Origin of the sequence: Halorussus salinus (assembly GCF_004765815.2) — an archaeon.
Classification (GTDB): domain Archaea; phylum Halobacteriota; class Halobacteria; order Halobacteriales; family Haladaptataceae; genus Halorussus; species Halorussus salinus.
In genome coordinates this window covers 144409-156725 of record NZ_SBIS02000008.1, presented here as the reverse complement: position 1 = coordinate 156725, position 12317 = coordinate 144409, and the positions used below count along the sequence as shown (strand labels likewise).

Sequence of the window (12317 nt, the reverse complement as noted above, 5' to 3'; positions counted from 1 at the left end):
AAGAAAGCGAGCTTCAGGCGAGACGCCGTCTGACGCCCGACGAGATGCGCTTGCGGTTGTAGACGAGTTCGCCGACGGTCCAGCCGACCAGCAGAAGTCCGGCGACCACAGCACCCACGAAGTCCCACGGTCCCATCCAGACCGGGCGGACCCACGGCGCTATCTTCGACCACTGGGTGGCGAACGACTCGGCTGGCCCGGAAATCGGCGTCCCGGCGAACGCGGCCGAGAGCCACTGGGAGAAAGTCAGTTTGTCGCCGGTACCGGGCGTGAGACCCGCGCTTCCGGTGAGGTCGTAGTCGCCTTCGGCGTTCATGTCGGCGGCGGTGGGCCGGTCGTCGGCGGCCATCGCCTCGTCGCCGTAGGTCATGCGCTCCACGTCGTAGGGTGCCCACGGCGAGTAGAACTCCCAGACGATTTCGCCCTGCGAGTTCACCTCCATGACTCGGTGGTTGTTCGAGTCCACGATGAGCGTGTTCCCGTTGGGCAGGCGGTCGGCGTCCCGCGGCCAGTTGAAGCTCTGGCGCGACCCGACCTCCCACGTGCGTTTCCACTCGCCGTCCTCACCGCCGCGCTTGGCGTACTCGACCACGCGGTCGCCGTGACTGTCGGCGACGAGGATGGTGGGCGTGCCGTTGTCACTCTCCATGTAGGTCGGGTTGTGCTGTTCGTCCATCACGCTGTAGTCGTTGTCGCTCCCGAGGCGCATGTCGATCTCCTTCGTGGAGCGATTGATGACCATCACTTGGTCCATGTTCCGGGGCGAGACGAGATACTGGCCCTCGGCTATCTTGTCCACGTCGTTGACGTGGGTCCAGTCGGAGTTCTTCGCCTTCTCGGCGGCGAAGGTGCCGCCCTGCTTTTTCGTCCAGTCGGTGTGGTCGCGGAACTGCCACTCCCAGACCACCTCGTCGGTCCCGCGGTCGTAGATGAAGATGCGGTCCTCGTTGACCCCCTTCTCGGGGTCGTAGTTACGCATGTTGGCGACGAGCAACTGGTCGCCGTTGATGAGGTCCACGTCGTGGGTGTCGTGAGCCTCGTCGAATCGCTCCCTCCAGACGATTTCGTCGGTCTGCGGGTTGTACTCGTAGATAGTCGTCCCGCCTTTGCGGGTGCCGGTGACGAGGAGATTGCTCCCGTTGACGGGGTCCACGTCGTAGAACCACGTCACGTCGAGTTCGGACCCCTCGTGAATCCACTGCACGTCGCCGCGGGGACCGACGCCGACGAGGCGGGCGGGCTTCTTCCCGTTGGACTGCCCTTGGAACTTGAAGCCCTGAATGGAGATGACCGTCGTTCCGTTGGCGGGCGATTCGATAGTTCCCTTCTGGAGGTCCGTATCGCTCGGTTCGTACGTGAGAGCGGAGACCGCGGAGGGGGCGAGCAGCGACGCGATGACCAAAAGCACCACGCCGCGTACCAACCAAGGCCGCGAGAGTCGCGACTTCGACTCGTTCGACATACAACCGCTATACAGTGAGGCGAGATATATGGGTTTTGTCCTCTTTCCTGCAGACGGCGAGGGCAAACTAAGAGTTCTCTCGGTCGAATTATGGCCCGCGGCGAGTCGGGGAAATCCCCGGTCGCGGACGGTGCGAGCTAGATTTATGCACGCTGGCGACGCCCCTCTCTGGGGGACCGATGTTTCGAGACAGAACCGACGCCGGACGACAGTTAGCCGACCTGCTGGACGACCACGACGTGACCGCCGACGTGGTGCTGGGGATACCCCGAGGAGGCCTCCCGGTCGCGCGTCCGGTCGCGGACGCCCTCGGGGTGCCCTTGGACGTGGTGGTCGCCTCGAAGATTAGCGCGCCGAACAACCCGGAACTCGCGGTCGGCGCGGTGGCCAGCGACGGGTCGGTCTGGCGGAACGAGGAGCTACTCGACCGACTCGGCGTCACCGACGAGTACTTCGAGCGCGAGCGCGAGTCGGAGGCCGAGGCCGCCAGCGAGAAACTGGAGCGGTACCGCGGCACCGACGAACCGCCGGACCTGACCGGCAAACGCGTCCTCGTCGTGGACGACGGCCTCGCCACCGGCGCGACGACCGTGGCGGCGCTCCGACAGGTGCGCGCCGCTGGCGCGGAGGCGGTTCTCCTCGGCGTGCCGGTCGGGTCGCCCGACTCGGTGGAACGACTTCGCGCGGAGGCCGACGAGGTGTTGGCGGTCGAGACACCGCCGCACTTCGGGTCTGTCGGGCAGTTCTACGACTCCTTCGAACAGGTCTCCGACGACGAGGCGATGGGGTATCTGGAGGACTGACTCGGACGGTCGCTGGCCGGACGTGTCGGAGACGAGTTCGCCGAGGAGGTCGCCGTCGCGGTTCGCCGACCGTGATACTTTTGAGTCTCGACCCGAGCTTCGTCGGCGAAAATCCCGATTCGGCGAGCGATAGTATTGTGAGAAAAGAGAAATTCTACCTCCGACAGACGAAGATTTTTGAACGGAGAAAGATTCCGCTCATATCTTCTGTAGTCCCGTTTATCGGCGTCTAAGTGCGACGGATATTTTTCGGCCGGAATTGCCGCATCTATGTGCGGTACGTTCACACGTCGGCGAAATCTTTAAGTACTTAACGGCCTAACTCATGGTTAGGAAGCGAGACGGTGGAGCTTTGTTTGGTTCTCTCCCCTCCACGAGTCTCACCCGACCCACCCATCATGACGAGTACACGAATCAAGAGCTACGACGAGGAGACCGGCGTACAGAAATCGGAACGAACCAGTGAGCGAGAGACCGAGACTGACGCGACCGAACGTGAAGACGAGCAGGTCTGTCCCGAATGTGGCGGCAAGGTCACCAGCGACGAAGAACACGGCGAGACGGTCTGTACCGAATGCGGTCTCGTGGTCGAGGAGGACACCGTGGACCGCGGGCCGGAGTGGCGCGCGTTCGACTCCAGCGAGAAGGACGAAAAGAGTCGGGTCGGCGCGCCGACGACCAAGATGATGCACGACAAGGGTCTCTCGACCAACATCGGCTGGCAGGACAAGGACGCCTACGGCCGGTCGCTCGGCTCGCGCCAGCGCCAGAAGATGCAGCGCCTGCGCAAGTGGAACGAGCGGTTCCGCACCCGCGACTCCAAGGAGCGCAACCTCAAGCAGGCCCTCGGCGAAATCGACCGCATGGCCTCCGCGCTCGGCCTCCCCGAGGACGTGCGCGAGACCGCCTCGGTCATCTACCGCCGCGCGCTGGACGAGGACCTCCTGCCCGGACGCTCCATCGAGGGCGTCGCCACCGCCGCGCTGTACGCCGCCGCGCGCCAGACCGGGACGCCCCGGTCCATCGACGAGGTGGCCAACGTGAGCCGCATCGACGAGATGGAGTTCAAGCGGACCTACCGCTACATCGTCCGCGAGCTGAACCTCCAGATTCAGCCCGCCGACCCCGAGCAGTACGTCGCGCGCTTCGCCAGCGAACTCGGCATCTCCGACGAGGCCGAGCGCCGCGCCCGCGAACTCCTCCGGAACGCCAAGCGGCAGGGCATCCACAGCGGCAAGTCGCCGGTCGGACTGGCGGCGGCCGCGGTGTACGCCGGGCCGCTCCTGACCAACGAGAAGGTCACGCAGTCGGAGGTCAGCGACGTGGCGCAGGTCAGCGAAGTGACGATTCGCAACCGCTACCACGAACTGCTGGAAGCCTCAGAGAGCGGTTCCGTCGCGGCCTAAGTCGGCTTTTCTTCGGCATCGAATCGGTCGTGAGCGACGCGTCGAACTCAGGCGAACTCGACGTTCTCGAACTCGAATCGAGCGCCGCCGTCGGTCCCCTCGGTGACGCCGACCCGCCAGCCGTGAGCCTCGGCTATCCGCGCGACGATGGCCAACCCGAACCCGGTTCCGTCGTCGCTCGTCGTGTATCCGGTCTGGAAGACGCTCTCGCGGTCGGCCTCGGGGATTCCGGGGCCGTCGTCTTCGACGTAGAAGCCCCGGCCGTCGAGGAGACCGACGCGGACCGAGACGCCCTCCTCGTGGGACTCCGCGTCATCGTCAGTCGGTGGACAACCGCTCGCGGAGCCGTGTTCGACCGAGTTGCGGAACAGATTCTCGAACACCTGTCGCAGTCGGTCGGGGTCGGCTCGGACCCGAAACGAGTCCGTGACCTCGACCTCTGCCCGGTCCGACGCCACCATCCCCCAGCACTCCTCGGCGAGGGCCGCGAGCGAGACCGGTTCCGACTCGGAGACGGTTCGGCCCTCGCGGGCCAGCGTGAGCGTGTCGTCCACGATGGCTTCGATGCGGTCCAGCGCGTCCTCGATGGCGTCGAACTGCTCGTGGTCGATGTCCTCCCGGACCAGCGCCAGTCGGCCCGCGGCGACGTTGAGCGGGTTCCGCAGGTCGTGAGAGATGACGTGGGCGAACTCGTCCAATCGGTCGCGCTGTCGGGAGAGTTCGGCCTCCCGCCGTTCGCGCTCCCGCTCGTAACTGACCCAGTTGCCCATGAGTTCGACCAGCGTGACCTGCCAGTCCGAAAAGCCCTCCGAGCGGGCCGCGTCGTCGTAGAAACAGAACGTCCCGTAGACCTGCCCGTCCACGAGCAACGGCGTCCCGACGTAACACCGGATTCCCTGTTCGGTGAACCCCGCCCGGTTCGCGAGGTCCGGCGCGTCCTCGGCGATGTCGCCCGCGACGAGCGTCTCCTCGGTGACGACCGCGCGCTCGCAGTTGGTCTCGCTCAACGGCGTCGTGTCGCCCGCTCGGGTCTCCCCCGAGGAGTCCCGGACGACCTCGAAGACGTACTCGTCGTCCTCGACCCGAGAGAGCGCCCCGTAGTCGGTGCCGAGGGCGTCCCGACCGATATCCAACAGCGATTCGACTTTCTCCTCGAAGGTGGCGGACTTGTCGGCGATAGCCCGGTAGACGCGACGGAACACCTCGTCGCGTCGTCGGAGGTCCGCTTCGAGGCGCTTGCGGTCGCTGATGTCCCGAAAGTAGACCGAGAGGCCGGTCTCCGAGGGGTAGGCTTGGACCTCGAACCACGCGTCGAGAGGTTCGTATCGCTCCTCGAACGAGACCGGACGTTGGGTCCGCATCGCCTCGTGGTACTGTTCGTAGAAGTTAGTGTCTACGGCCGCCGGGATAGCCTCCCAGATGGAGTCGCCGAGGAGGTCCGCGCGGTCCTCCTCGTCGCCCGCGGCCCGGCCGAGAATCCGGGTGGCCCGTTCGTTGAGATAGGTGAACTGCCAGTCGTCGTCCACCGCGAAGAAGGCATCTGTCATCCGATCGAGAATCTCCTCGTGCGCGCTCATTCTGTGAAAGTACTCGTTGTAGCCTGTCTCACAGCGGAACCTCTTGTGAGTTTCGAGAAGATATTCGGTTCCGAGAGGTGTTCGATGGCCGAGCGACTCCGACCCCGGCGATACCTATTTTCTGTTGCCCGCCGTAGTAGCGTGCGGTGAGACACCGATGCCCGGACAGAAACTCCTGATGATAGTCGGCGACTTCGGCGAGGACTACGAGATCATGGTGCCGTTTCAGGCCCTACAGGCCGTGGGCCACGAGATAGACGCGGTGTGCCCGGAGAAGGAGGCGGGCGAGACGGTCAAGACCGCGGTCCACGACTTCCGAGGAGACCAGACCTACATGGAAACCCGAGGCCACAACTTCCAGTTGAACGCGTCGATGGCCGAGGTGGACCCGGCAGACTACGACGGTCTCGTCCTGCCCGGCGGGCGCGCGCCGGAGTACCTCCGGACCCACGACGAGGTAATCGAGGCGGTCCAGCACTTCTTCGAGGCGGACAAGCCGGTCGCGGCCATCTGTCACGCGGCGCAGATTCTGGCCGCCGCGGACGTAATCGAGGGTCGGACCTGCTCGGCGTACTCCGCACTGGAGTCCGACGTGGAGGGCGCTGGCGGCGAGTACTACGACGGCGTGACGACCGACGGCAACCTCGTGACCGGCCGCGACTGGAGCGACCACGTGGAGTGGATTTCCCAGTTCCTCGACGTGCTTGGGACCGAGGTCCGACACGGCGAGTCGGCGACGGCGGAGGCGTCCGAGGACTGACACTCGCCTCGTTACCGGACGCCCGCCCCGGCACCAGACCTTTGCGCTACGGTACCGTGGGTCGAGAAGATGCCACCAGTCCGCCGCGTCGTCGCCGACGTGTTGAAGCCCCACCAGCCCTCGCTGGCCGACTTCGTCCGTCAGATGGCCGCCGTGGAGGGCGTCGAGGGCGCGACGGCGACGCTCGTGGAACGCGACGAGGAGGTCCAGAACGTCAAAGTGACCGCCGAGGGCGAGGAGGTGTCGCCCGAGCAACTGGAGAGCGCAATCGAGGACATCGGCGGGAGCCTCCACTCCGTAGACGAGGTGTCGTGCGGGGAGTACGTCGTCGAGGAGCGCCCGACGCCACAGGACTGATGGCGTCGCTTCGCCGCCTCCTCGCGCGCGTCCGGGACCTGCTGGGCGACCCGGAAGTCCTCGCCATCGCCAGACGCTACTTCGTCTCGAACGGGTTCGACGGGACCCTGACGAGCATCGGCGTCGTCGTCGGCGCGGTCCTCTCGGGCGTCCCGGACGGACTCACGGTGGTCAAAATCGGCGTCGGCGCGGCGGTCGGTCTCGGCACCTCGGGCGTCTGGAGCGTCTGGGAGATAGAGCGCGCCGAGACGAAGGCGGAGATTCGCCGGACCGAGCGCGCGATGCTCACGGACTTGGACGACACGCGCTTCGAGCGCAGACAGCAGGGTGCCCGGACGGTCCACGCGCTCGCCAGCGGTCTCGGCCCGCTCATCGGCATCCTCCTGCCCCTCCTCCCGTTTCTCTTCGAGGGCGTCGTCTTCACGCTCTGGCAGGCCGCCGTCGTCGCGGTCGCGCTCGGAGTCGGCGTGTTGGCCTCCTTCGGGGCGTACATGGGGTCGATGTCGGGCCAGCGGTGGTACGTCGCGGCGTTCCGGATGGGCCTCGCGGGAATCGTCGTGGCGCTCGTCAACGTCTTCCTGCCGGGGTGACGTTCGATTCCATCCGGCGGCAGTGCAGTTCTATTCGTCCGCGTCCGACTCGCCCGACCCCCGGACCGTCAGCACGGGCACGTCCGCGGTCCGGACGACGCGCTCGGTGACGCTCCCCAGCAGGTAGCGGTCGAGTCCGGTCCGGCCGTGGGTGCCCATCACCACGAGGTCTATCTCCTCGTCGTCGGCGTAGTCCAAGATGGTCCGATACGGCGTCCCCTCCACGACTTTCGTCGTCACCTCCTCGACGCCCGCCTCCTCGGCGCGCTTCCGGAGTCCCCGGACGGTCTCGCGGCCGCTCCGTTCGAGGTGTTCGACCACGGTCACGGCGTCGAACTCGCCCGCCAGCGACGACACGTCCACGACGTACAGCAGGTGGAGCGCGGCGTCGTAGGTCGCCGCCAAATCGAGCGCCTGCTCGAAGGCGCGGTCGGCCGGGCCGCTCCCGTCGGTCGGCACCAGAATCCGGTCGTACATGCGCGGAACTTCGATTGGGACTGACAAGAGTACTCCGGCGAGTTTCCGGCCTTCGAGACCCGAAAATCGTCGTCACCCGTTACGTATTTTCGGGCGTCCGTGTTAGGCCCGGACATGAAGTACGACGACTTCATGGGTCAGGTCCAGAATCGACTCGAACTGCCGGACACCGGCCGGGCGGTCCGGGCGACTCGCGCCGTCCTCCAGACGCTCGGCGAGCGCCTGCAGGAAGGTGAGGCCGAGGACCTCGCGGGACCGCTCCCGATGGAGGTCGATTTCTACCTGCACGTCGCCGAGTCGGGCCAGCGGTTCGACTACGACGAGTTCGTCGGCCGGGTCGCCGACCGCGCGAACGCGGACCGCGCCGACGCCGCCTACTACGGAAAGGTCGTCGTCGGTCTGGTCAGCGAACACGTCCCGGCGGGCGAAATCGAGCAGGTCCGCGCGCAACTGCCCGACGACTACGCGGACCTGTTCGACCTCATGGACGCCGAGGAGGTAGAGGAGTAGCCCACGCGACCGCTCGCGGCCTACACCGACATCTGCATCTTCGGCATCTTCACGAACGCGGTCTCGTAGCCCTCGTGGCGCGAGACTTGCGGAGGAGCGTCCACCGTCACCGTCAGCGAGTCGCCCGACTCGACGCTCTCGACCGCCGCGCCGTAGTGGTAGCCCAGTTCCGGGTCGAGCGCCGAGCGCAGGATGTCGTCGAAGACGGCGTTTCCGTTCCGGGTCAGTTTCGCGGACAGCGACATGAACGGCAGGGGGTAGCGGTTGTACGGCGTCCGAGGAGACACCGCCAGATACGACTGCCCGTCGGGGACGAAGTGGGGCGACTCGTCGGGCGCGAACGCCACGAAGTCGGCGTCGCCGCTAACGCCCCGCCCGAGGACGTTGGGCATGTCGCCGCGCTCGGGCACCTGCGCGATGGGCATCTTCATGTCCATCGGCTCTATCGCGCCGGGGTCGCCCTGCTTGTCGGGCAACTGTTCGAGCGAGAGGTTGCCCAACTCCTCGCGGGAGTGTTCAAACTCGACTTCCATCGTGGTCTGGTCGCCGAACGCGCCCTGTAACTCGCCCATCCGGCGGGCCTGCATCGGCGACAGCGAGAGTTCCGCGGTGTAGGTGCCGCTCCCGTCCAACTGCACGTTGTCGCCGAAGTGATAGCCCATGTTCTGCGAGAGCATGGGCCACATCTTGGTGGAATCGACCTCCTCGCCGCCCTTCAGAATCGTCGCGTCGATTCTGGAGGTCGGCAGGACCGTCTTCGTCTTCGTGTCCCAGATGGTCGCCATCAGGTGCGCGGTAGCGTCCTCGCCGACGCGCGCCAAGTTCAGGTTCCGGCCGGTAATCGTCCAGAACGCGTGGGGGAGACTGTACATGAGGCCGACCTTGTACCGGCCCTGCCCGCCCATCCCAACCATCGTCATCCCGTCGATGTGGGTCGGGTAGTACACCTTCTCTTTGCGGTCCTCGACGGTCGTGAACCGGCTCTGGGCGGCCGACTGAGTCTCGAACATCCCGACGCATCCCGAGAGACCGGCGAGGCCGAGCGGTCCCGCGGCCCGGAGGAGGTCGCGTCTTCTCATCGGTCGAGGCTAGCGGCGTCGGGGAAATACGGGTTCTGGTTCGGTAGTCGAAAGCGGTGTCAGCGGTGCTACTCGTCGGCGTCGGCGGAAACAGAGTCGGGGCGGCCGTAGCGCCGCGGTCGCGGCACTCGGTCCGAGCGCGGTCCTCGCTCCGAGCGCGGTCACACGTCGTCGCGGAACAGCGGCGACTCGTCGGTACACTCCGGGCGACCGCAGACGCCAGCCTCGTCGCCCGCTCGCTCGACGCCCGCGTCGAGGCGGCCGAGGTCCCAGATTGCCTCGTGGCCGGTCTCGGTGCGATGCTCCTCGATTCGCTCGCGGGCCGCGCCGAGTTTCCGAAACGCTTCGTGGAGGTCGCAGTCGGGACACGTCACCGTCGCGCGCTGGTCGGTCATCGTCCGGAACTACGGCGCGTCGTCGGTAAAATCTTCTCGCTCGCGGCGGTCGAGCCTGCCGAACGCCGTGCCGGAGCGTTCCTCAGGCCTGCCGGACGCCGTGGCGAAGCACGCCGACGCCCTCGACTTCTACCTCGACCTCGTCGCCGTCTTCCAGCGGTGCGACCCCGCCGGGCGTGCCGGTCGAAATCACGTCGCCCGGTTCGAGCGTGAGATAGGTCGTTATCTCCTCGATGAGTTCCGGGACCGAGAAGATGAACTCCTCGCGCGAGGAGGCCTGCCTCGTCTCGCCGTTGACGCGCAGTTCGACGCTGGCGTCGTCGGGCACCTCGTCGGGCGTGGCGAGGACGGGACCGAGCGGCGCGGAGTTGTCGAACGCCTTGCCCCGGACCCAGTTCTGCTCGCGGTCTTGGTCGTCGCGGTTCGACACGTCGTCCATGCAGGTGAACCCCGCGACGTAGTTCATGGCCTCGTCGGCCGAGACGTTGCGGGCCTGCTCGCCGATGACGACCGCCAACTCGGCTTCGTGGTCCACGCGCTCTTTCCCGGCCGGGAGCGGCACGGTGTCGCCGTGGGCCGACAGCGCGTTCGGCGGCTTGAGAAAGAGGAGTGGACGCTCGGGAACGTCCTTGTCGCGCTCGGCGGCGTGGTCGGCGTAGTTCAGCCCCACGCAGACGATTTTCGAGGGGTCACAGGGCGGGAGAATCTCGACCTCGGACTCGTCGTAGGTTCGGTCGGCGGCCTCGATGCCCTCGTCGGTCCACTCGCCGGTTCGGGTGGAGCCAGCGGGGTCGCGGAATCTGACTGTTCGCATGTGCGTGGGTGTGTCGGGGCAGGATAAAGAGGTTCAGGAATCCGCAACGACGTGGGGGTTTCGTGAAACGAAACCATCGACCTCAGCAAATTGACTACATAATGGACTTCGAGAGTACGTGAGAGGTTGCGTTCAGTACACTATTCGCGTTTGCTTCCGAGTATTCCGCTGAGCGTGGGAGTCTGGATGGGTTTTATGGCCCTTCATGATGACAATTGTAGGCATGGTCTCACAAGATGTTCTTTCGATGTACGAAGAAGACATCCGGAAACCACTCGATAGTAGTCGTGAGCGTACATTCCATCAAGGCTGGCAAGACGCACTCGAAAGCGGCCCGTACAACGAGGGAACATTCAATAGGTTGAGTTGGCAGAACCTTGGCAACCGTCTCGGTTGTCTCTTTGGAGACGTACCCGACGAAATGCGGGATGAACTCATGTTTTGGGCAGAGCGACAGCGCCGACTCGATTGATCGTAAGGGCCGTATCTTTTGTTAATAGGTAACGACATCGGAAGACAACCGACGAGTCAAACGAGACGCTTCAGTTCTCCGGATTCGGCGTCGGTAGGGCGCGCTTTGCGCGGGGCGGGAGGAGAAAGTTCCCGCGCCGAACCACGTCCATGTACTGCAGGATGCCGTTGTTGTTCATCTGGCCGACGGCGGAGCGTTCCGCGAGGTCTTCGCCGTTCATCGCGTCGCGGGTGTCCACGAAGTCCGAGATAGTGCGCTGGAGCGAGACGAAGTGCAGGCCCGCCTTGCCGTCGTCGGTCGAGTCGAAGTCCCGGCGGATCATCAGCGGCGAGTCGTCGTCGTCCCGCGCTCGGGCCGTCTTCTGGGAGTGGCCGACCATCCCCTTCGTCCGCGCGTGGTCCTCGGCGTGGGCGGGACAGCCCGTCGCTTCCATCTTCGAGGAGTCCCCCAAGTTGTCGCCCGCGCCCTCCACGAGGCCCTCCTCGGCGTGGACCGGGCAGAACATCTTGCCGACGCGCTGGTAGCGACTGTCTTGGCCGTACCACTGGTCCAAGTTCAGCCGAATCTTCGAGACCTGCGAGGTGGTGCCGCCGGAGAACGGACCCTCCCGAATCGTCACGCGGTCCTCGCTGGCCTGATTCTTCTGGAACCCGGACTTGAAGCCCATGTAGAGCGGGGACTCCTCGTCCACGGGTTCGGAGTCGGGAATCCCGTCCACGTCCTGATGGTCGGCGGGCAGGCCCTCGCCGATGAACCCCGTCCGGCGGTCGGCCTTCTGGAAGACTCCCGAGAGGTCGGCTTCCATCTCGACGCCGTTGGCTTTGTCGCTGTTCCCGAGGAGGGCCTCCTCGGCGGCCAGCACGACCTCGGCGTGGTCGCTGGCGAGGTGAACCACGGCGTCCTGTCGGTCGAGTTTCGGGTCCTCGAAGGAGGCCAGCGCCTTCGGCTCCTGCAAGTCCACCGAGTCGGGCAGGTCGGCGTCGAATCGGTCGAAGTACGACGGCGAGTAGCCGACGGTAAAGAGCAGTCCCTTTCCGCCGCGCTCGTAGGCGCGTTCGAGGCTCCGGAAGGCCGACTCGGCGGTCCGGCGGTCCGCGTCGCTCGGCGCGCCCTCGCCCGCGTAGTTCAGCAAGAGGAGAACGCGGTGGCGCGGCGCTTTCACGTTGCCGTGGTCGTCGCGGGCCAGAAACCCGTCCCACGCGTGCTGGCGCGCGGGAAGCGTCGAGAGGTCGTCCGGTCCGGTGGCCACGTCGAGGTCGTCGCCGCGGCTCAGGCAGGCCGACAGCGCCGACGCGCCCCCGATAGCGACCGCCGCCTTGGCGAAGTCCCGCCGGGAGATGCCCCGTTCGCCGCCTCCGGTGGCATCCGGCGAACCGGCATCCGGCGAACCGGTATCCGAGGCACCGGCGTCCGGCGAACCGGCGTCCGACGTACCGGTGTCTGGCGCACCAGCGTCGGCCCCGTCGGCCTCGCGGGTCGGGGCCTCCCGCGCGTCGCCTTCGCGCTCGTCGGCGTCGGTGGGTCCGGTGTCGTTCATCGGCGAGAACTTAGGACCCGACCCAAAAGGGGATTCTGGTTCCGGCGTCGAAAGCGTGCGGGCGGTTCGAAGGAGTTC

13 protein-coding genes are annotated in these 12317 nt (G+C 66.0%); 6 read left to right on the top strand and 7 right to left on the bottom strand.

The genetic code is table 11. The features are described 5' to 3' along the window. Positions 1-13 precede the first annotated feature (13 nt). Positions 14-1462 (bottom strand): arylsulfotransferase family protein, encoded by a 1449-nt coding sequence (locus EPL00_RS17810; protein ID WP_135854204.1) that lies wholly within the window; start codon positions 1460-1462, stop codon positions 14-16. Positions 1463-1641: 179 nt separating this feature from the next. On the opposite strand from EPL00_RS17810, the gene EPL00_RS17805 reads away from it, so the two are divergent. After that, a complete protein-coding gene (locus EPL00_RS17805; RefSeq protein ID WP_135854205.1) occupies positions 1642-2265 on the top strand; it encodes a phosphoribosyltransferase in 624 nt (207 codons plus the stop codon). 398 nt (positions 2266-2663) lie between these two features. Further along, positions 2664-3671, top strand: coding sequence for a transcription initiation factor IIB (locus EPL00_RS17800; protein ID WP_135854206.1), 1008 nt, complete (start codon positions 2664-2666; stop codon positions 3669-3671). A gap of 47 nt (positions 3672-3718) precedes the next feature. Here the strand turns inward: EPL00_RS17800 and EPL00_RS17795 are convergent, their stop codons facing one another. Next, positions 3719-5248, bottom strand: coding sequence for a sensor histidine kinase (locus tag EPL00_RS17795; protein ID WP_135854207.1), 1530 nt, complete (start codon positions 5246-5248; stop codon positions 3719-3721). A gap of 157 nt (positions 5249-5405) precedes the next feature. Here EPL00_RS17795 and EPL00_RS17790 point away from each other — a divergent pair, with 157 nt between their 5' ends. The 3 genes from EPL00_RS17790 to EPL00_RS17780 all read left to right on the top strand — a co-directional run bounded on the left by EPL00_RS17790 (position 5406) and on the right by EPL00_RS17780 (position 6955). Beyond that, positions 5406-6008, top strand: coding sequence for a DJ-1/PfpI family protein (locus EPL00_RS17790; RefSeq protein ID WP_135854208.1), 603 nt, complete (start codon positions 5406-5408; stop codon positions 6006-6008). A 69-nt stretch (positions 6009-6077) separates the two neighbouring features. Further along, a complete protein-coding gene (locus EPL00_RS17785) occupies positions 6078-6365 on the top strand; it encodes a DUF211 domain-containing protein (protein ID WP_135854209.1) in 288 nt (95 codons plus the stop codon). Beyond that, complete coding sequence (locus tag EPL00_RS17780; protein ID WP_135854210.1) at positions 6365-6955, top strand: VIT1/CCC1 transporter family protein; 591 nt, start codon at positions 6365-6367, stop codon at positions 6953-6955. Before EPL00_RS17785 ends, EPL00_RS17780 begins: the two co-directional genes overlap by 1 nt. 30 nt (positions 6956-6985) lie before the next feature. Here the strand turns inward: EPL00_RS17780 and EPL00_RS17775 are convergent, their stop codons facing one another. Next, positions 6986-7432 carry a universal stress protein gene (locus tag EPL00_RS17775; RefSeq protein WP_135854211.1) on the bottom strand — a complete coding sequence of 149 codons (447 nt, stop codon included), beginning with the start codon at positions 7430-7432 and terminating at the stop codon, positions 6986-6988. A 114-nt stretch (positions 7433-7546) separates the two neighbouring features. Between EPL00_RS17775 and EPL00_RS17770 the strand changes: the two genes are divergently transcribed. Continuing rightward, a complete protein-coding gene (locus EPL00_RS17770) occupies positions 7547-7942 on the top strand; it encodes a DUF2267 domain-containing protein (RefSeq protein WP_135854212.1) in 396 nt (131 codons plus the stop codon). A gap of 20 nt (positions 7943-7962) precedes the next feature. Here the strand turns inward: EPL00_RS17770 and EPL00_RS17765 are convergent, their stop codons facing one another. The 4 genes from EPL00_RS17765 to EPL00_RS17750 form a co-directional block, all read right to left on the bottom strand. After that, positions 7963-9021, bottom strand: coding sequence for an iron transporter (locus EPL00_RS17765; protein WP_135854213.1), 1059 nt, complete (start codon positions 9019-9021; stop codon positions 7963-7965). A 161-nt stretch (positions 9022-9182) separates the two neighbouring features. Beyond that, entirely contained in the window at positions 9183-9416 is a 234-nt protein-coding gene (locus EPL00_RS17760) for a DUF7542 family protein (protein WP_135854214.1), read from the bottom strand. An 82-nt stretch (positions 9417-9498) separates the two neighbouring features. Then, positions 9499-10230: a fumarylacetoacetate hydrolase family protein gene (locus EPL00_RS17755; RefSeq protein WP_135854215.1), complete on the bottom strand. Its 732-nt coding sequence runs from the start codon at positions 10228-10230 to the stop codon at positions 9499-9501. A gap of 542 nt (positions 10231-10772) precedes the next feature. Further along, positions 10773-12239 carry a DUF7405 family protein gene (locus EPL00_RS17750; protein WP_135854216.1) on the bottom strand — a complete coding sequence of 489 codons (1467 nt, stop codon included), beginning with the start codon at positions 12237-12239 and terminating at the stop codon, positions 10773-10775. Between the last annotated feature and the right edge of the window lie 78 nt (positions 12240-12317).